The sequence below is a fragment of the Streptomyces sp. NK08204 genome (genome assembly GCF_020400585.1).
In the GTDB taxonomy this organism is placed as follows: domain Bacteria; phylum Actinomycetota; class Actinomycetes; order Streptomycetales; family Streptomycetaceae; genus Streptomyces.
On the sequence record NZ_JAINVF010000017.1, the window covers coordinates 72,455 to 91,331 of the forward strand.

16 protein-coding genes are annotated in these 18,877 nt (G+C 73.1%); 3 read left to right on the plus strand and 13 right to left on the minus strand.

The window, feature by feature from the left end; all coding sequences use genetic code 11:
* Window positions 1–46: 46 nt before the first annotated feature.
* On the minus strand, window positions 47–1,387 hold the full coding sequence (locus K7G59_RS23805) for a transcriptional regulator (RefSeq protein WP_225837474.1): 1,341 nt from the start codon (window positions 1,385–1,387) through the stop codon (window positions 47–49).
* 519 nt (window positions 1,388–1,906) lie between these two features.
* Here K7G59_RS23805 and K7G59_RS35095 point away from each other — a divergent pair.
* Entirely contained in the window at window positions 1,907–2,080 is a 174-nt protein-coding gene (locus tag K7G59_RS35095; protein WP_308295081.1) for a hypothetical protein, read from the plus strand.
* Between the two features lie 559 nt (window positions 2,081–2,639).
* On the opposite strand, the gene pheT is transcribed toward K7G59_RS35095, so the two are convergent.
* From pheT to infC, 7 genes are all read right to left on the minus strand, one after another.
* Window positions 2,640–5,153, minus strand: a complete 2,514-nt coding sequence (pheT, locus tag K7G59_RS23815; protein ID WP_225837476.1) for a phenylalanine--tRNA ligase subunit beta — start codon at window positions 5,151–5,153, stop codon at window positions 2,640–2,642.
* On the minus strand, window positions 5,153–6,274 hold the full coding sequence (gene pheS, locus K7G59_RS23820) for a phenylalanine--tRNA ligase subunit alpha (protein ID WP_225837478.1): 1,122 nt from the start codon (window positions 6,272–6,274) through the stop codon (window positions 5,153–5,155). The genes pheT and pheS overlap by 1 nt, the downstream gene beginning before the upstream one ends.
* Before the next feature lie 125 nt (window positions 6,275–6,399).
* Window positions 6,400–7,485: an ATP-binding protein gene (locus K7G59_RS23825; protein ID WP_225837577.1), complete on the minus strand. Its 1,086-nt coding sequence runs from the start codon at window positions 7,483–7,485 to the stop codon at window positions 6,400–6,402.
* A gap of 642 nt (window positions 7,486–8,127) precedes the next feature.
* Window positions 8,128–8,985: an RNA methyltransferase gene (locus tag K7G59_RS23830; protein ID WP_225837480.1), complete on the minus strand. Its 858-nt coding sequence runs from the start codon at window positions 8,983–8,985 to the stop codon at window positions 8,128–8,130.
* Between the two features lie 118 nt (window positions 8,986–9,103).
* Window positions 9,104–9,487, minus strand: a complete 384-nt coding sequence (gene rplT, locus K7G59_RS23835) for a 50S ribosomal protein L20 (protein WP_055492778.1) — start codon at window positions 9,485–9,487, stop codon at window positions 9,104–9,106.
* A gap of 106 nt (window positions 9,488–9,593) precedes the next feature.
* A complete protein-coding gene (rpmI, locus tag K7G59_RS23840) occupies window positions 9,594–9,788 on the minus strand; it encodes a 50S ribosomal protein L35 (RefSeq protein ID WP_004933563.1) in 195 nt (64 codons plus the stop codon).
* Window positions 9,789–9,925: 137 nt separating this feature from the next.
* Entirely contained in the window at window positions 9,926–10,576 is a 651-nt protein-coding gene (infC, locus tag K7G59_RS23845) for a translation initiation factor IF-3 (protein WP_225837578.1), read from the minus strand.
* A gap of 388 nt (window positions 10,577–10,964) precedes the next feature.
* On the opposite strand from infC, the gene K7G59_RS23850 reads away from it, so the two are divergent.
* The gene (locus tag K7G59_RS23850; RefSeq protein WP_225837482.1) at window positions 10,965–11,336 is read left to right on the plus strand and encodes a DUF1844 domain-containing protein; all 372 of its coding nucleotides are present in this window, start codon (window positions 10,965–10,967) and stop codon (window positions 11,334–11,336) included.
* A gap of 31 nt (window positions 11,337–11,367) precedes the next feature.
* Here K7G59_RS23850 and K7G59_RS23855 read toward each other — a convergent pair whose 3' ends face one another.
* The 3 genes from K7G59_RS23855 to K7G59_RS23865 all read right to left on the minus strand — a co-directional run bounded on the left by K7G59_RS23855 (window position 11,368) and on the right by K7G59_RS23865 (window position 15,152).
* Window positions 11,368–12,105, minus strand: a complete 738-nt coding sequence (locus K7G59_RS23855; RefSeq protein ID WP_225837484.1) for an SseB family protein — start codon at window positions 12,103–12,105, stop codon at window positions 11,368–11,370.
* A 183-nt stretch (window positions 12,106–12,288) separates the two neighbouring features.
* On the minus strand, window positions 12,289–13,497 hold the full coding sequence (mycP, locus tag K7G59_RS23860; protein ID WP_225837486.1) for a type VII secretion-associated serine protease mycosin: 1,209 nt from the start codon (window positions 13,495–13,497) through the stop codon (window positions 12,289–12,291).
* Window positions 13,494–15,152, minus strand: coding sequence for a hypothetical protein (locus K7G59_RS23865; RefSeq protein ID WP_225837489.1), 1,659 nt, complete (start codon window positions 15,150–15,152; stop codon window positions 13,494–13,496). The genes mycP and K7G59_RS23865 overlap by 4 nt, the downstream gene beginning before the upstream one ends.
* A gap of 296 nt (window positions 15,153–15,448) precedes the next feature.
* Here K7G59_RS23865 and K7G59_RS23870 point away from each other — a divergent pair, with 296 nt between their 5' ends.
* On the plus strand, window positions 15,449–16,651 hold the full coding sequence (locus tag K7G59_RS23870) for an amino acid deaminase/aldolase (protein WP_225837491.1): 1,203 nt from the start codon (window positions 15,449–15,451) through the stop codon (window positions 16,649–16,651).
* 9 nt (window positions 16,652–16,660) lie between these two features.
* Here the strand turns inward: K7G59_RS23870 and K7G59_RS23875 are convergent, their stop codons facing one another.
* On the minus strand, window positions 16,661–17,443 hold the full coding sequence (locus tag K7G59_RS23875) for a 3-oxoacyl-ACP reductase (protein ID WP_225837493.1): 783 nt from the start codon (window positions 17,441–17,443) through the stop codon (window positions 16,661–16,663).
* Entirely contained in the window at window positions 17,440–18,813 is a 1,374-nt protein-coding gene (locus K7G59_RS23880; protein ID WP_225837495.1) for an aldehyde dehydrogenase, read from the minus strand. The genes K7G59_RS23875 and K7G59_RS23880 overlap by 4 nt, the downstream gene beginning before the upstream one ends.
* Window positions 18,814–18,877: the final 64 nt, after the last annotated feature.

Sequence of the window (18,877 nt, forward strand, 5' to 3'; positions counted from 1 at the left end):
GAGTAAGGGGCAATATGGCAGCAGGGACGGTGCAGTCACAGTGCGCCTACAGCGGTACGCGCAGTGCGCCGTCGATGAGTTCGGCGGCTTCGGCGGTACCGGCCGAGCCGCTGCGCACCAGGTGCTCACGCACTGCGCGCAGTCTGTCGCGCAGCCGCTGGGACTCCATCCCGCGGGCCTGCTCGGCCATCTGCACGGCCGTGGCCACCGCTTCGTCGGCGTTTCCCTGGCGCAGTTCGACGGTGCTGAGCATGGCGAGCCGGTGCACCCGCCCCCGATCGTGCGCCGGGTTGTCCACCGCCGCCGCCGCATGCTCCCGGGCGGCGGCCAGCTCCCCCAGGCTGAGCAGTGCCTCGGCGACCTGGACGTTGACCAGACCGGGCTGGACGTAGCCGGTCTCGTCGGGCTCGTATCCGCGCCGGATGCGCTCCGCGGCCGTCTCGGCCCGGCGGATGCCGGACAGGGCGCTTCCGGAGTCGCCCAGGTGGGCGTACGCCTTCGCCTGCATCGCGTACAGATCGGAGGCGAGCGCCGGGGTGATGTGCTTCCCGGCGGTACGCAGCGCGGCCTCCGCGAAGGCGACGGCCTGCCGGAACTCCCGCATGAACAGGGCCTGGTTGACGAGCAGCGCGATCACGTACGCGCCGAGTCCCCGGTCCCCACTGGCCTTCGCCAGCCGCAGCGCCTGGTGGAAATAGCGCTGGGCCAGTCCGTGCGCGTCGGAGTCGTACGCGCAGATGCCCGCGATCGCCACCAACCCACCTGTGGAGCGGTGAAGTTGGCGTCCGGTGGCGTCGGTGTAGCTGCCGCGCAGCAGCGGGGCGGCCTCGGCGTTCAGGAAGCCGACGACGCGGGTGCGGGTCGCGATGCCGCCGGCCTTGCGGTACATCTGCTCGTAGTGGGTGCGGGCGGAGCGCAGCATCTCGATGTCGGCCGGCGTGACCCGGTGTCGGCCGCCCCGTGAGACGTCCACGTCCTCGGGCGGGTTCTCCCACTCCCACACCGGTATCACGGCCGGGGTGCCGGTGACGGCCGGGGCGCCCAGCACATGAGGCCGCTGCTGTTCGTCGGAGCGCCACAGCGCGGTGGCCCGCTCCACGAAGCCGGACAGCGAACCGGCGTGCGGACTGCTCGGCTCGCCGGGCACACCGAGCCCGATGTCGTCCAGGGTGACGGCCCGGTGCAGCCGGGCGGCGAGCACCTCGCAGATCAGGTCGGGCACCTGGCCGCGGGGCCGCTGGCCCTTCAACCACCGTGCCACAGCGGTGTGTTCGTACCGCAGTGCAAGTCCGCGTTTGCGGCCGGCCTGGTTGACGTGGGCGGCGAGGCCGGCGTGCGAGATCCCCGCCTCGTCAAGGATCGCGTCGAGCAGAGTGTTGGGCTGCATGGGAGGCCCCCCAATGGCGTGGTGCCAGTCAGAGTAGTCCGGGTCCGTTCACACGGGGTGTGAACCGAGTGCGCGCATCCGGGGCGTGTGCGCGCTGTCGCGGAGCGTGGTGGGTGGGTTGACTGGGGTGCCTCGCAAGAGGCCCGGCCGAGCCGCCGGCTCCCCCTCGAACAGCGGCGGCTCGGCCGGAGGCGACCAGGCGGTCGGGCGCCGTTCGTTGCGCGGGACAAGGAGTGCGACGTCATCGGCCGGTGTGCCGTCCGCGTGGTCCAGCAGTGCGGTGAAGACCGTGCGCAGGAGCGTCTGCTCAGTGACCGGATGACGGCGTACGGCCTCGCGCAGCACTGCCGGCAGACAGAGGAAGCGGCTCGGGCGTCTCTCGCGTCCTGCGCGCCGTCCGTGTACAGATGGGGAACTCGCCGGGCAGCAGGTGGCCGCAGGGACCGGCCGCCGGTTCCGCCGGCAGCGGAAGGGGGCCCGGGTTGTCGTTTCCGGGGCGCTGTTCGAGGGGTGTTGGGGGTGGGCCCGTTCGCGCGGGTGGCGGGCCTGGGCACGCTCCGGTCTGCGCGGTACCCGGTGGAGTCCGGGCTCGTCGTGGGCCGCCTCGCGGACGCTGCCGAGGACGGCGGCGACGGTGCGGAGCGCGTCGAGCCCGTGGCCGCGTACGTCACCGCTGCCGATCCGGCCCCCTGACGATCCGGATCCCCTGCTCGGTGGCGACCGCCTCGTCCAGGTCCCCGCCGATGCCGGGGCCGCGGGAGGGGCCGCGGCAGCACGCCCTGCGCGGCGCCCGCAGCCCTGCGGGCCGGCCGGAGTTCGCGCAGCAGTGCGGGGAGGACGTGGAACGGCAGCCCGGTGCCTACGGCGAAGAAACACGGCGGAGGTGATGATGCGCGCGCCGAGCCCGTTCGCCGGGCGAGGGGCAGCCGAACGTGCAGGCGACCGCCGCGTCTGCCAGACCGTGGCAGAACGGCTCCTCGCGCGGCGGGCGCCCGTGCCGTGAGGCGGATCATGCCTGTGGTGCCCGTGCGGGCGCTGACAGAGCAGTCGGACCGGCCTCGAAAGACCGGTCCGATTCTGTCCACGGGGCATGACCCCGCTGGGCCGGATCACCCCGGGTTCCCACCCGAAAGAGTGAGGGTCATCTCCAGGGACGCCGGGCTCGACCCGATATGCGGCTCCGCCGCCGGGTGGGCGCGGCCGACCACGGCGAACCCGCAGCCGGCCGGCCACAGAACCCCTGGGGCTGCGCTCAGCCCCTCAGCACCGCACCCGTGCGCTCGCCCGCCAGGGCGACCGCCGCGTCCCGGGCCGCCGACGCCTCGTCCACCGTCAGCGTCCGGTCCCCGGCCCTGAAGCGGAGCGCATACGCCAGCGACTTCCTGCCCTCGCCCAGCTGCTCGGCGTTCTCGTAGACGTCGAACAGCCGGATGGACTCGAGGAGCTCGCCCGCGCCCTCGCGCAGCGCCGCTTCCACGTCCGCCTGCGGGACGTACTGGTCCACGACCAGGGCGACATCCTGCGTGGCGACCGGGAAGGCGGAGATGCCCGGCGCCTGCGGGACACCGTCGCCCACCGCCGCGAGGGCGTCCAGGTCCACCTCCATCGCGCAGGTGCGCTCGGGCAGGCCCAGGGCCTTGACGACGCGCGGGTGCAGTTCTCCCGCGTGGCCCACGACCTGCTCCGTGCCGTCGGCGACGACCACCAGCTCGGCACAGCGGCCGGGGTGCCACGGGCCGTACTGCCCCTTGCGCACGACCAGCTCGGCACCGGCCTCGCGGGCGACGACACGCGCCGCCTCGACCGCGTCGGCCCAGCCGGCCGGACGGCCCTTGCCCCACCAGCCGGCCTGCTCGCGGGCGCCCGCGAGCACGACGGCCACGTGCCGCGGCTGCTCGGGCAGCGCCGCGTTCAGCTCCGCGATCTCCTCGTCGGTGGGCCGCCGGTCGACGGGCAGATGCCCGGCGGCGCGCTGCTCCCCGACCGGCTGGAAGACCAGGCCGGTCTCGAAGAGCGCCAGGTCGTGCGAGCCCCGGCCGTCGTTGCGCCGCAGAGCGCCGAGGAGGCCCGGCAGCAGCGTCGTCCGGAGCGCGGGCTCCTCGTCGTTGAGCGGGTTGACCAGCTTCACGACGCGGCGGGCCGGGTCGTCGGCCTCCAGACCGAGCTGGTCGAAGACCTGCTCGCCGACGAACGGGTAGTTCGGCGCCTCGACGTAGCCTGCGCCCGCCAGGGCCCGGCCGACGCGGCGGTGCAGCCGCTGCCGGTGGGTCAGGCCGCGCCCCGAGGGGAGCTTGGGCAGCGTGGAGGGGAGGTTCTCGTAGCCCTCCAGGCGGATGACCTCTTCGGCGAGGTCGTTGGCCTCGGTCAGGTCGGGCCGCCAGGACGGCACGGTGACGACCAGCTCGTCCTGTCCGTAGACGTCGCAGCCGATCTCCTGGAGGCGGCGGACGACGGACTCGCGGCCGAAGACCACGCCCGCGACCTTGTCCGGGTGGTCGGCCGGGACCGTGATCGTCTGCGGGGCGGAGGCGGCGACGATCTCGGTGACGCCGGCGTCGGCCGTGCCGCCCGCGAGGAGGACGAGCAGGTCGACGGTGCGCTGGGCCGCCGCGGCGGCGGCCTGCGGGTCGACGCCCCGCTCGAAGCGGCGGGAGGCCTCCGAGGACAGCTTGTGGCGGCGGGCCGTACGGGCGATCGAGACGGCGTCGAAGTGGGCGGCCTCGATGACCACGTCCGTCGTGGCGTTCTCCACGTCGTCGTGGTCGGCGATCTCGGTGTCGGCGCCGCCCATGACGCCGGCCAGTCCGATCGGGCCCCGCTCGTCGGTGATGACCAGGTCCTCGGCGTGCAGCTTCCGCTCGACGCCGTCGAGGGTGACGATCTTCTCGCCCTCCGCGGCGCGGCGCACGCCGATGGTGCCCTGGACCAGCTTCCGGTCGTAGGCGTGCAGGGGCTGGCCCAGCTCCATCATCACGTAGTTCGTGATGTCGACGGCGAGCGAGATCGGGCGCATGCCGACCTTCTGCAGCCGGCGCTGCAGCCAGATCGGGGAGCGCGCCTCGGGGCTCAGACCGGTGACGGTGCGGGCGGTGAAGCGGTCGCAGCCGAAGGCGTCGGAGACCTGGACCGGGTAGCCGAAGGCGTTCGGGGCCGGTACGTCGATCAGGGCCGGGTCGCGCAGCGGCAGGCCGTAGGCGATCGCGGTCTCGCGGGCCACGCCGCGGATGGACAGGCAGTCGCCGCGGTTGGCGGTGACGGCGATGTCCAGGACCTCGTCGACCAGTTCGAGCAGCTCGATGGCGTCCTTGCCGACCTCGGTCTCCGGCGGCAGCACGATGATGCCGTGGCTGCCGTCCTCGCCCATGCCCAGCTCGCCGCTGGAGCAGATCATGCCGTGCGAGACCTTGCCGTACGTCTTGCGCGCGGCGATAGCGAAGCCGCCGGGCAGCATGGCGCCCGGCAGGACCACGACGACCTTGTCGCCGACGGAGAAGTTACGGGCGCCGCAGACGATCTCCTGGGGCTCACCGGTGCCGTTGGCCTGGCCGACGTCGACGGTGCAGAAGCGGATCGGCTTCTTGAAGCCCTCCAGCTCCTCGATGGTCAGCACCTGGCCGACGACCAGCGGGCCCTTGAGGTCGGCGCCGAGCTGCTCGACGGTCTCGACCTCGAGGCCTGCCGAAATGAGCTTGGCCTGGACGTCACGGCCGGTTTCGGTCGCCGGCAGGTCGACGTACTCCCGCAGCCAAGAAAGCGGGACCCGCATCAGATCTCCATCCCGAACGGCCGGGTGAACCGGACGTCACCCTCGACCATGTCTCGCATGTCTTCGACGTTGTGGCGGAACATCAGCATCCGTTCGATGCCGAACCCGAAGGCGAAGCCGCTGTACTTCTCCGGGTCGACGCCGCAGGCGGCCAGCACCTTCGGGTTGACCATGCCGCAACCGCCCAGCTCGATCCAGCCCTCGCTGGAGCAGGTGCGGCAGGGCCGGTCGGGGTTGCCGACGGATTCACCGCGGCAGACGTAGCACACCATGTCCATCTCGGCGGACGGCTCGGTGAAGGGGAAGAAGTTCGGCCGCAGCCGGGTCTTCATTCCCTCGCCGAACAGCGACTGGACCATGTGGTCCAGGGTGCCCTTGAGGTCGGACATGGTCAGGCCCTCGTCGACGGCGAGCAGCTCGACCTGGTGGAAGACCGGGGTGTGCGTGGCGTCCAGCTCGTCCGTGCGGTACACGCGGCCCGGGCAGATCACGTAGACCGGCAGCTCGCGGTTCAGCAACGAGCGGATCTGGACCGGCGAGGTGTGGGTGCGCAGCACGACACCGGACTCGGCGCCGCCGTCCGGGGCCTGCACGAAGAAGGTGTCGGCCTCGCCGCGGGCCGGGTGGTCCGGGCCGATGTTGAGGGCGTCGAAGTTGAACCACTCGGCCTCGACCTCGGGGCCTTCGGCGACCTCGTAGCCCATGGCCACGAAGACGTCCTCGATGCGCTCCGAGAGCGTGGTCAGCGGGTGCCGGGCGCCGGCCGGGACGCGGTCGTAGGGCAGCGTGACGTCCACCGACTCCTCGACCAGTACGCGGGCGTCACGCTCCGCCTCGAGCTCGGCCTGGCGGGCCGCGAGGGCCTTGTTCACGCCGCCGCGGGCCATGCCGACGCGCTTGCCGGCCTCGGCCTTGGCGTGCGGGGGCAGGGCGCCGATCTCGCGGTTGGCGAGGGCCAGCGGGGAGGCCGGGCCGGTGTGGGCGACCTTGGCCTCGTGGAGCGCGTCGAGGGAGTCCGCGGCGGCGAAGGCGGCGAGCGCCTCGTCCCGCATGCGCTCGATCTCTTCCGGTTTCAACGCCTCGACCTCGACAGGGTCGTACGACTTATTGGGTGCCGACATCTCTTCCCGTGCTTCCGATTGGCTGGCTGATGGTCCCCTTGACCGGCGCTGAGGGCCGCGTGCAGGACACAAAGGTGCCAAAGGCCGAGTCTAACGGGGTTGGGGAACGCGAATGCGCCCGTGGCTCACTGGGCGAGATACGCCGGTGCGCTCACGGGCAGGGTAAATCGGAACTCGGCGCCGCCCCCGGGGGCGCGGCCGACCGTGATGAGGCCGCCGTGGGCCTCGACGATGCCCTTGACGATGTAGAGCCCGAGGCCCGTGCCTCCGCGCTTGCTGCCCCGCCAGAAGCGGGTGAAGACGCGGTTCATGGACTCCTCCGGGATGCCGGGCCCCTCGTCGCTCACCGTGACCGACGTACCGGTTTCCTCGCCCTCGCGGGGGGACGCCGAGGGCGTGACGTCAATGGTGACGGTTCCTTCGCCGTGCCGCACGGCGTTTTCGAGAAGATTGCTCAGCACCTGGTCGATCTTGTCGGGGTCGGCCCACAGGTCGGGCAGCGGCTGGTCGATGCGGAGCAGGAAGCGGTCGGCGGGCTGGCCGGCGGCGACGTACGCCTGGATGTGCCGGGAGACGGCCGCGCCGATGTCGACGGGCTGCCGGCGCACCTCGAGGCGTCCGGAGTCGATCCGGGAGATGTCGAGGAGCTCGGCGATGAGGCGGGTGACGCGGTCGGCGTCGGCATCGACGGTCTCCAGCATCAGCCGCTTCTGGTCGTCGGTGAAGCGTTCCCACTTGGCGAGGAGCGTGGCGGTGAATCCCTTGACGGAGGTCAGCGGCGAGCGCAGTTCGTGGGCGACGGTCGCGATCAGCTCGGCGTGGCTGCGTTCGGTGCGCCGACGGGCCTCGGTGTCCCTGAGCGAGACGACGACGCGCCGCACGGGGCCCAGGGGCTCGCCGCGCACGTACCGGGCGGAGACGAGCACCTCCCGGCCGCCGGGCAGCAGCAGATTGCGCTCGGGCTGCCGCACCCGGATCGCGAGCCCCCCGTACGGGTCGGTGAGCTGCCACCAGCGCCGCCCCTCCAGGTCCTCTAAGGGCAGCACCTTCTCCAGGGGCTGCCCGAGGGCCTCCGAGGCCGGTACGGCGGTGATGCGCTGGGCGGCGGCGTTGAAGCAGACGATCCGGCCACGCTCGTCGGCGACGACGAGCCCGTCGGGCAACTGATCGGGATCGACCCCGAACCCGACCTCTGTGCAGCCCCCGACCACGGTGCGAGCCTCCGCTTCGGTACGGCCCCCGGCCACTACTTCGGTACGGCCCCCGGCCACGGTGCGATCCTCTGCTTCGGTACGACTCCGGGGCTCGGCGCGGTCCCGGGCCTCGGTACAGCCCCCGGACCCGATGGCGTCCCCGGTCTCCGTGCGACCCCCGGACTCGATGGCGTCCCCGGTCTCCGTGCGCCCCCCGGACCCGATGGCGTCCCCGGTCTCCGTGCGCCCCCCGGACTCGACACAGCCCCTGGGCTCGGCGCGGCCCCGGACACCGGTACGCCCCCCGGGCTCGATGGCGTCCCCGGTTCCCTTGTGAGTCTTGGTCCCGGTTCGGCCCCCGGGCTCGGGGCGAGCCTCAGCCCCGGTGCCATCGCCGGCCTCGATGCGGCCCCCGGGCTCGATGGCGTCCCCGGTTCCCTTGTGAGTCTTGGTCCCGGTTCGGCCCCCGGGCTCGGGGCGAGCCTCCGCCCCGGCGCCGTCGCCGGCCTCGATGCGGCCCCCGGGCTCGGTGGCGTCGGCGGGTCGGGGCGTGGGTGTGCGGCGTGCGTCCCGGTCTTCCGGTGCAGCGCTCGTGCCGGCCACGCTCATCCCCGTACCCCAACCTCTCAGACGGCGCAGGGCCCCGAGTCCGCCACCCTACTAGCTCTCGGTGACGGCGCGGCACCCTCCGGAGGCGCGCTGTGCCCGGGCCGAGGCGTACAGACATACGGCGGCGGCCGTCGCGAGGTTCAGGCTCTCGGCCTGTCCGTGGATGGGGACGCGTACGACGGCGTCGGCGAGCGCGCGGGTCTCCTCGGGGAGCCCCCAGGCCTCGTTGCCGAACACCCAGGCGGTCGGCCCGCCCATGCTTCCCTTGTCCAGCTCCTGGTCCAGGTCGCGGTCCCCGGCGCCGTCGGCGGCGAGGATCCGCACCCCGGCGTCCTTCAGCCCCGCCACGGCCCGCTCGACGGGCACGCCCACGGCGACCGGCAGGTGGAACAGCGACCCCACCGAGGCGCGGACGGCCTTGGGGTTGTACAGGTCGACGGAGGCATCGGTGAGGACCACTGCCTCGGCGCCGGCGGCGTCCGCGCACCGCAGCACGGTCCCGGCGTTCCCGGGGTCCCGCACGTGCGCGAGGACGGCGACGAGCTTGGGCCGGGCGGCGAGGACGTCCTCGAACGGCGTGTCCAGGAAGCGGCACACCCCGACGAGTCCCTGCGGTGTGACGGTGGTGGAGATGTCGGCGATGACCTCTTCGGAGGCGAGGTGCACCCGGGCGCCCGCGGTGCGCGCCTCCCCGATGATGTCGGCGTACCGCTCGGCGGCCTCGACGGTGGCGAACAGTTCCACGAGCGTCGACTGCCCACCGGCCGCCCGATGCCCGGCAGCCTCCCGCACGGCCTGCGGCCCCTCCGCGAGGAACAGCCGGTCCTTGCCCCGGAAGTTCCGCTTGGCAAGGCGCCGAGCGGCACTCACGCGTGCGGACCGGGGGGAGATCAGCTCGGGGCTGGACATGCTCTTCTCTTCACCTTCGGGAGAAATCTTGCCTGTCGGGGGCCGCGGCAACAGCAGGACCCGCAAGCCGTGAAGCCTGCGGGTCCTTCAGTTACGTCGGCTCAGAGCCAGCGCAGCGTCACGCGGCCTTCGGCGCGTTGACGTCCGCCGGCAGCGCCTTCTGCGCGACCTCGACGAGGGCGGCGAAAGCACCCGCGTCGTTGACGGCCAGCTCCGCCAGGATCTTGCGGTCGACCTCGACGTTCGCGGCCTTCAGACCCTGGATGAAGCGGTTGTAGGTGATGCCGTTGGCGCGGGCAGCGGCGTTGATGCGCTGGATCCACAGCTGACGGAAGTCGCCCTTGCGCTTCTTGCGGTCGTTGTAGTTGTAGACCAGCGAGTGGGTGACCTGCTCCTTGGCCTTGCGGTACAGGCGCGAACGCTGACCGCGGTAGCCGGAGGCCTGCTCGAGGATCGCCCGGCGCTTCTTGTGGGCGTTGACTGCCCGCTTGACGCGTGCCACTTCTTAACTCCTTGTAGCGGGGCCGCGGTTGTCCTCACGCGGCCCGGAATCGATTGGGTCCCGGTCCTGACGTACGGCGCTCAGAGAACGTCGAGCGCCGGGTACGTCACTTGCCGAGAAGCTTCTTGATCTTCGCGGCGTCGCCCGGGGCCATCTCGGCGTTGCCGGTCAGGCGACGCGTCACGCGGGACGACTTGTGCTCGAGCAGGTGGCGCTTGCCGGCGCGCTCACGGAGCACCTTGCCGGAGCCGGTGACCTTGAAGCGCTTGCTGGCACCGCTGTGCGACTTGTTCTTCGGCATAGCGCCGTTCTCTCCTCGTCGGTGGCGCTCCGGTGCCCGGTCACGAAAACCGGGCACTGTGGAGCGTCGCTCTTGTTTCGGTTACATCCTGGGACTCTCGTCCCGGGTCTTGCGCCCGGGGCAAGCTCACCCCGGGATCACGCCTCGGCGGGCTCCTCGGCGGGCGCCTCGGCGGGGGCTTCGGCATCGGCAGCGTTCTGCGAGCGGCCGGGGTTGGCCTTCGCCTCCGCCTTGCGGGCCTCCTGCGCCTGACGGGCCTCGGCCATCGCCTCGGTCTTCTTCTTGTGCGGACCGAGGACCATGATCATGTTGCGGCCGTCCTGCTTCGGGTTCGACTCGACGAAACCGAGGTCCTGGACGTCCTCCGCGAGGCGCTGCAGCAGCCGGTAGCCCAGCTCGGGGCGGGACTGCTCGCGGCCACGGAACATGATCGTGATCTTGACCTTGTCGCCCTGCTTGAGGAACCGGACGACGTGACCCTTCTTGGTGTCATAGTCGTGCGGGTCGATCTTCGGCCGGAGCTTCATCTCCTTGATGACCGTGTGCGCCTGGTTCTTGCGCGCCTCACGGGCCTTCATGGCCGACTCGTACTTGAACTTCCCGTAGTCCATGAGCTTGCACACGGGCGGACGGGCGTTCGCCGCGACCTCGACCAGGTCCAGGTCGTACTCCTGCGCAAGCTCCAGTGCCTTGGCCAGCGGGACGATGCCCACCTGCTCGCCACTGGGACCGACAAGTCGCACCTCGGGAACGCGAATCCGGTCGTTGATGCGGGGCTCGGCGCTGATGGATCCTCCTCGGTAGCACCACGCGACGGTCTGGCGGACAGCCGCGTAACGTCTGTGTTCGTTAGACCTAACCGCGCCGAAGCAGAAAAAATGCCCCGGACGATCACAGGCGGGGCTCCTCGAACTACCGGAACACCGCCGCGATGCCGCGGGGCGCACTTTCGGACGGATCCCCGCCATCAAGGGCGGCAGAACCGTCTGACCGGTGACCCGCCGCCCCGGAGGGTGGTCGGGTGGGAGTTCGAAAGCCTCCACTTGTGGGCCGGTAACGCTCACCGCGAGGTACGCGTCTCCGGCCGGTCGTCACACAAGGTTAGCAGCTCCGGGCAGGAAGGGCTAACCGAGGCCAACTGGGGCCGGAGACCCGTCGCGGCCTATCGTGTGGGACATGAGTGAGACCCCTCCTGAGCACCCCGGCCCCGAGAACCCCGACTTCGACGCGATGACCCGGGACATCGCCGAGGTCCCCGCCGTCGAGGTGATCGTGACGGTCGCCGTCAACCTGATGAGTGCCGCCGCGGTGAAGCTCGGGCTGAGCGAGGAGGGCGAGAAGTTCAAGGACCTGGACGAGGCCCGCAAGCTGATCTCCGCGCTCGCCGGTCTGCTGGACGCGAGCGCGACCGAGGTCAGCTCCTTCCACGCGGCGCCGCTGCGCGACGGCCTGAAGTCGCTGCAGCTGGCGTTCCGCGAGGCATCGGTCGTCCCGGACGAGCCGGGCCAGGGACCGGGCGAGAAGTACACCGGCCCGGTCTACAGCTGACCCGTTCCCGGTCTACAGCTGACCCGTTCCTTCACATCTGTTCCTTCACGTACAGGGGCTCGCCCGCAGGCGTGGTCCCGGCCGGCAGCAGTGCCAGGTCGAGGCCACGCACGAGGCGGGCCCTCAGCGTCTCGTCGGCGGCGAGCCGCTCGGCCACCGCGCGGGCGGTCTCGGCGGGCGGGGCGGCCGGGTCGAGGACGAGAGCGAGGGTGCCGTCGGCCTGTCCGGGCCCGAGGTGGGCGCGCAGCACGGCGGGCTCGGACGCCACGGCCGCACGGACGGCCTCGACGACGGCCGGGTCGGCGAGCGGGTCGGTGCTGACGCGGCCCTCGGCCAGGGCGAGCATCGCCGGGCCGGTCAGCTCGAAGGGCACGGGTCCGGCCAGGTCCAGTACGACCGTGTCCGCCTTCTCGTGCGCGGCGGCCTGCAGCGCCTGGTGGAGGGGTACGGCGACCGGGCGGGCCCCGGGGTCCCAGCGGGCGAGGGAGTCGGTGGAGGTGAAGGCGGGCAGGGCGGTGCGCCCTCCGGCCTTCAGGGTGGGTACGGCCATCTCGCTGGTCTTCTCGCGGCGCAGCCCGTTCTCGTCCTCCTCCACCTCGCCGAGCACGGCGACGACGGGGACGAGCAGGCGGGTGCCCTTGAGCGCCTCCAGCACGGGCCCGACGGCGCTGCGGTCCTCCGCCCAGGCGGCGAGCGCGGCGCTCAGCCTCGGGTCGGCGGAGCCGTCGTCGTCGGAGAAGCCGGGGTCGGGAATGTTCTTGTTCGCCACGGTCACCGAGCCTATAGGGGGAGGATTCCGGGCCCGTACGGGGCCGGGCCCCTGGCGTCGCCGTCGCCCTCGCTCCCAGGAATCCCAGCCTTCCCCGACGCGGGTCTCACGGCAGGGAAACTCCTGGTGGAGGCGGCTTCCGGGGTCGTGGTTCCCCTGCCCGTCTCTTCGCCGGGCCGGGCGTCAGGGAGTTTCCCTGCGTCCCCGCCAGAGGATCACCCCCGCCACTACGAGGACGGCCCCCATGCTGCCCGCCAGGGGACCGGCCCAGTCGGAGGCGCTGGTGGTGGCCTCGGGGGTGTCCGGGCCGGGGCCGAAGTACCTCTTGCCGTACGACGCCGGGCGCAGGCCATGCGGCTTCAGGCGGTCGGCTGCTCTGAGCGCCGCCGCCGGGTCGATCATGCCGAAGCCCCGGGAGTCGTCCCGGCCGCCGACGGGGGCGTCGCGGGCGGTGTCCTCCAGGAGCTTCTTGACCTGGGCCGGGCCGAGGCCGGGATGGGCCGCCTTGATCAGGGCCACCGCGCCGGAGACGAAGGCGGAGGCGGCGCTCGTGCCCCAGCCTGCGTAGTACCTGTGGTCGGGGTCGGCGATCACGACGTCGACGCCCGGCGCGCTGACCGTGGCGTACCAGCGGCGGGTGGAGAAGGAGGCCCGGGTGCCGTACCGGTCGACGGCGGTGGCCGCGATGACGCCGGGGTAGGCGGCCGGGTAGGACACGTGGTCGCCTTTGTCGCCGCCGTTGCCCGCGGAGGCCACGACGACCACGCCCTTGTCCAGGGCGTACTGCACCGCCTCGTCCTCGCTGGGCTCCGGGTGCGCGGAGGCGGAGTCGTCGCCGAGGGAGAGGTTGATGACGTCGACGCCGTGGTCGGCGGCCCAGCGGATGCCGTCGGCGAGGGCGTTGCCCCGGGTGGTGCGGGCCTTGGCGCGGGCCGGGTCGCTGTCCTCCAGGATGACCCGCACGGGCAGGATCCTCGCCTCGGGCGCGACGCCCATGACGCCGTCGGCGTCGCCGGGTCCATGGCCGTGTCCCGCGATGATGCCGGCCATGGCGGTGCCGTGCCGGGCCCAGGTGCGGTCGCCGGGGCCCGAGCCGAAGCCGATCATGTCCTTGGCGGGCAGGACGTTGCCGACCAGGTCGGGGTGGTCGGCCTCGACTCCGGTGTCCAGGACGGCGACGGTGACGCCCCGGCCCCTGGTGGTCTGCCAGGCCTCGTGGAGGTGGAGGGCGGTCAGGCCCCACTGCTGGGCGCGGATGCCGTCGGCGTGGGCGACGGCGGACGGCAGCAGGGCGAGCGAACCGGCGAGCAGGACGCTCACCGCCGCTCCGGTCGCGCGCACGCGGCGGTAGCCTGCCGGCCGGCTCGTCGATCCCCTCGTCGATCCCCTCATGAGGGCTGCTCCGTGGCCGTGCTGACGGTCTGGCGCAGGCGTCGCTGGATGCGGTCGGCCAGGCCCTGGGCCTCGTTGCCGAGGCCGGACTGGGCGGCCGGCGTGGTGGCGCCGGAGCGGACGGCGTCCGCGGCGGGCTGGGGCGAGTCGACCTTGCGGCCGTCGGCCCAGCCGGACACGGCGTAGGCGACGACGGGGGCGTCGGTCAGGACGGAGACGGTCCAGGAGGCGCGCTGCCGGTCGCCGAAACCGGCCGCGGCGGTGCCCTCGGCCGCGTACGGGCGGGGCATCAGGTCGGCGCGGCGGTCCAGGTGCTCGTCGCGGAAGCGGGCGGCGAGCGCGGACATGGCGGCGGGGTCGGCCTTGGTGAACATCAGGCCGACGGTGGTGACGTAGCTCTGGGTGGAGTCGGCGTAGGTGGCGCGCAGCAGCCGACGGCAGCCGACGGGGGCGAGGGCCTTGCGCAGCAGCGGGTCGAAGGCGTGGGCGCAGCCGCTGTCGGGGGCGACGGCGATCCGTGTCCAGGTGCGGTCGGCACCGCCGGGTCCGGCGCCGGTGCCCTGGACGGTGGGCGGGAACAGCTGGTCGACGGGCACGCTGTGCCACAGCGTGCCGGCGGCGCTGAACCCCTTGCCGGTACCGCCGTCCTCGCCGCCTCCGGTGAGCCAACTCCCGGTCACGGCACCGCCGACGAGACCGAGCCCGAGCACGAGACAGGCCGCGGCAGCGACGGTACGGGTCCGTACGCGCCCGCGCGGCCCGCGCGTGTCCGGCTCCGCGAACGACACGACGGGCCGGGCCGCCGCGGCGGCGCTCCAGGACAGGGCGGGGCCCGGCGTGCCGGTGGCGGCAGTCCGGGGAGCGCCGGGGTGGGCCGGGGCCGACGGACCCCAGCCGGGGGCCGCGCCGGGCACCCGGGGGGCGCCGGTGCCGGAACCGGCGGTGCCGGGCCCTGCGGTGGCGGGTCCCGGGGTTGCTGCGGGAGCGGCGGGGCGGGCCGGGGGCGCTGGAGCGGACGGTGTGCCGGCATCGTCGGTCGGCCCGGGTACCGAGGGCACGGGGCGCAGCCGGGTCGTCGTCTCCGACGGGGTTTCCTGTGCGGCCGTGGGGCGGCTGGGCTCCGGTCCCGGGCGGTGGGGCAGGCGCGGAGAGGACGTCGTACCGGCGGGGCCCGCCGGGAGCGGCGGCATGTCGGGAAAGCGGGCCGAGGCAGGTGGCGGGGGCGGGCTGACGGGGGCACCGGCCTCGGGCACGGCGGACGGCCCCGAGGGCCGCGCAGCGCGCGGGGCGAAGACGGACGGCTCCTCGTCGGGACCGGGCGCGGCATCCAGGGCGCGACCGGTATCGAGGGCGTGGTCGAGGCGGGCGCCGGGCTCGGCAAGCGGCAGGGCGGGAGCAGGAACGCCCGGACGAACGGCAGGGCCCGAGCCGGTACCGGGGGCCGCCGAGGGCCCGGACGGAGTCGGCGCGCCGGGACGGGCGGCGGGGTCGAGGGCGGCTTCGCCCGGGGTGAAGGCCGGCCCCGCCTCGGTGCCGTCGCCCGTTCCCTGGGGAGCCGGGGGCGCGGGCGGTGCCGACGCGGTGGCGGGGGTGTTGCCCGGGGGTGGAGCCGATGGGCGAGGCGGGACCGGGGCGCGGCGCGCTTCCGTGCTCATGCACCCCCCGTTTCCTCGTGCCCGGGCCGTTTCCCTCGTACGCGGGCCGTCCTGCAGCTCGGCCGTGCCCGGTGCGCAGAGTCCGTCCCGGGCACGCATACCCGTACGGCCGAACGCGCATCCGGGTTCACCGCACCCGCATGCCGGTCCGGGTGATGCGGTGGGACGCCTTCCGCCGTACGTGCGCGTCACTCTACGGGTTGTCGGGCGGGTCCAGGGAACCAGTCCGCAGCCCCGGGGCATCTGCCCGGAACGTCCCTCTACCCTGCGGTAATCGGGTCTGGCACCCTTCGTTCATGACTGCGCGCGCCGCCGACCGGGCCCGTTACGACCGGGCCACCGCCCATCTCGACGCCCCTGTCGCGATCGTCGATCTGGAGGCTTTCGACGCGAACGCTGCCGATCTGGTCCGCCGGGCCGCCGGCAAGCCCGTCCGGGTCGCCAGCAAGTCGGTGCGCTGCCGGGCCCTGCTGGAGCGCGTCCTGGCGAGGGACGGGTTCCGGGGGATCATGTCGTTCACGCTGGCCGAGTCGCTGTGGCTCGCGCGGTCCGGCTTCGACGACATCCTGCTGGCCTATCCGTCGGCGGACCGCTCGCGGTTCGCGGAGCTGGCCGCCGACCCCAAGCTCGCCGCCGCGGTCACCGTGATGGTGGACGACATCGCCCAGCTGGACCTCATCGACGCCGCCCGTGACGGCGGACGCGAAGTGGTGCGGGTCTGCCTGGAGCTGGACACCTCGCTGAAGCTGCTCGGCGGCCGGGTGCGGGTGGGGGCGCGCCGTTCGCCGCTGCATTCGCCCGCTCAACTGGCCGAGCTGGCAGGGGCGGTGGCCCGGCGGCCGGGGTTCCGGCTGGTGGGGATCATGGCGTACGAGGGGCACATCGCGGGGGTCGGGGACGCGATCGCGGGCCGTCCGTTCCGCTCGCGCGCCATCCGGCTGATGCAGGCCGCCGCGCGTCGGGAGCTGGCCGGGCGGCGGGCCACGGTGGTACGGGCGGTGCGGGCCGTCGTCCCGGACCTGGAATTCGTCAACGGCGGCGGCACGGGCAGCGTGCAGCACACCGCGGCGGAGGACGCGGTCACCGAGATCGCGGCCGGTTCCGGGCTGTACGTCCCGCGGCTCTTCGACAACTACACGGCCTTCCGTGGCCGTCCGGCCGCGCTGTTCGCCCAGCCCGTCGTACGGCGGCCCGGCGTCGGTGTCGTCACCGTGCTCGGCGGCGGCTATCCGGCCTCCGGCGCCGCCGGCCCGGACCGGCTGCCGGTGCCGTACCTTCCGGAGGGGCTCGCCTACGACCCCCAGGAGGGCCCCGGGGAGGTGCAGACCCCGCTGCTCGGCTCGCCCGCCGACGATCTGCTCGTCGGTGACAAGGTGTGGTTCCGGCACGCCAAGGCGGGCGAGCTGTGCGAGCGGTTCGATGTGCTGCATCTCGTCGAGGGGGACACGGTCTCGGCGACCGTGCCCACCTACCGGGGCGAGGGGCGGACCTTCCTGTGACGCGCCCCTCTACAGCGGCGTGACGTACGCCCCGGAGATTCCGCCGTCCACCAGGAAGTCGGTGGCGTTGACGAAGGAGGAGTCGTCGCTGGCGAGGAACGCGACGGCGGCGGCGATCTCCTCGGCCTCGGCGAACCGGCCCAGCGGGATGTGGACGAGGCGGCGGGCGGCCCGCTCGGGGTCCTTGGCGAACAGCTCTTGCAGGAGAGGGGTGTTGACCGGGCCCGGGCACAGGGCGTTGACCCGGATGCCCTCGCGGGCGAACTGCACGCCCAGCTCGCGGGACATGGCGAGGACGCCGCCCTTGGAGGCCGTGTAGGAGATCTGGGACGTCGCCGCGCCCATCCGCGCCACGAAGGACGCCGTGTTGATGATGGAGCCCTTGCCCTGGCGGCGCATGTAGGGGATGGCGGCCTTGCAGCACAGGTAGACGGAGGTGAGGTTGACCTCCTGGACGCGCTTCCAGGCCTCCAGGCCGGTCTCCAGGATGGAGTCGTCGTCGGGCGGGGAGATGCCGGCGTTGTTGAAGGCGACGTCGACGCTGCCGTAGGTGTCGTACGCCGCCTCGAACAGCGCCTCGACCTGCTCCGGGTCGGTGACGTCGACCTTCACGAACAGCCCGCCGACCTCGTCGGCGACGGCCTTGCCGCGGATCTCGTCCACGTCCGCGCAGACCACGTGGGCGCCCTCGGCGGCGAGCCGGCGGGCGGTGGCGAGTCCGATGCCGCTGCCGGCTCCGGTGACGACGGCGGTACGGCCGACCAGGCGGCGGCAGACAGGGGTTTCGGTCACTGTGCGGTGCCCTCCGTGCTGATGAAGACGTTCTTGGTCTCGGTGAAGGCGGTCAGGGCGTCGGGGCCGAGTTCACGGCCGAGGCCGGACTGCTTGAAGCCGCCGAACGGGGTCCAGTAGCGCACGCTGGAATGGGAGTTGACGGACAGGTTGCCCGCGCGGACGGCCTGGGACACGCGCAGGGCGCGGCCGATGTCCCGGGTCCAGACGGAGCCGGACAGGCCGTACGGGGTGTCGTTGGCGAGGCGGATCGCGTCCTGCTCGTCGGTGAAGGGCAGCAGGACCGCGACCGGGCCGAAGATCTCCTCACGGGCCGCGGCGCTGTCCGGCCGCTCTCCCGTCAGGACGGTCGGCGGGAACCAGAAGCCGGGTCCGTCGGGGGCTCTGCCGCGCAGCGCGGGGGCGTCCTCGGGGACGTAGGACCGTACGCGGTCCAGCTGCTGAGCGGAGATCAGCGGTCCCATCTGGGTCTTCTCGTCGGCCGGGTCGCCCACGACCACGGCGGCCAGTGCGTCGGCGAGGAAGGCGCGGGCCTCCTCGAACACGGTCTCCTGGACGAGGACACGGGTGCGGGCGCAGCAGTCCTGGCCGGAGTTGTCCAGGAAGGAGAAGGGGTCGAGGGCGGCCTTGAGGTCGGCGTCGGCGAAGACGACGTTGGGGCTCTTGCCGCCGAGCTCGAGGGTGACGGGCTTGACGAGGCGGGCGCAGCGCTCCATGACCTCGCGGCCGGTGCGGGTGGATCCGGTGAACACGATCTTGGCGACGCCGGGGTGGTCCACCAGGGCACGGCCCGCGGTGTGGCCGTGGCCGGGGAGAACCTGGAACAGGTCCTGCGGCAGATCCGCCTCCAGCGCGAGTTCGGCCAGGCGGAGCGCGGTCAGCGGGGTGGTCTCGGCGGGCTTGAGGACGACGGCGTTGCCCGCGGCCAGTGCCGGGAAGGAGCCCCAGGCGGCGATGGGCATCGGGAAGTTCCAGGGGGCGATCACACCGACGACCCCGAGGGGTTCTTCGAAGGTGATGTCCCAGCCGCCGGGCACCGGAATCTGCTTGCCGAGCAGGCGTTCGGCGCCGCCGGCCGCGTACAGCAGCAGGTCGCGGGCGTTGCCGGCCTCCCAGCGGGCGTTGCCGACGGTGTGGCCGGCCTCGCGGACCTCCAGCCGGGCCAGCTCCTCGAGGTGACCGTCGACGGTGTCGGCGAAGCGGCGCAGCAGCCGGGCGCGGTCGGCCGGCGGCAGGGCGGCCCACCGGGTCTGGGCACGCGCGGCCGCTACGACGGCGGCGTCGACGTCCTCCGCCGTTGCGGCGGGGACGGTGGCGACGACCTCTTCCGTGGCGGGGTTGAGGACCTTCAGCTCGTGCGGGTCGGACACGTGGTGACCTTTCACAGACGTTCGCCTCGCAGGCGTTCGGCTCACAGGCGTTCGGCTCACAGGC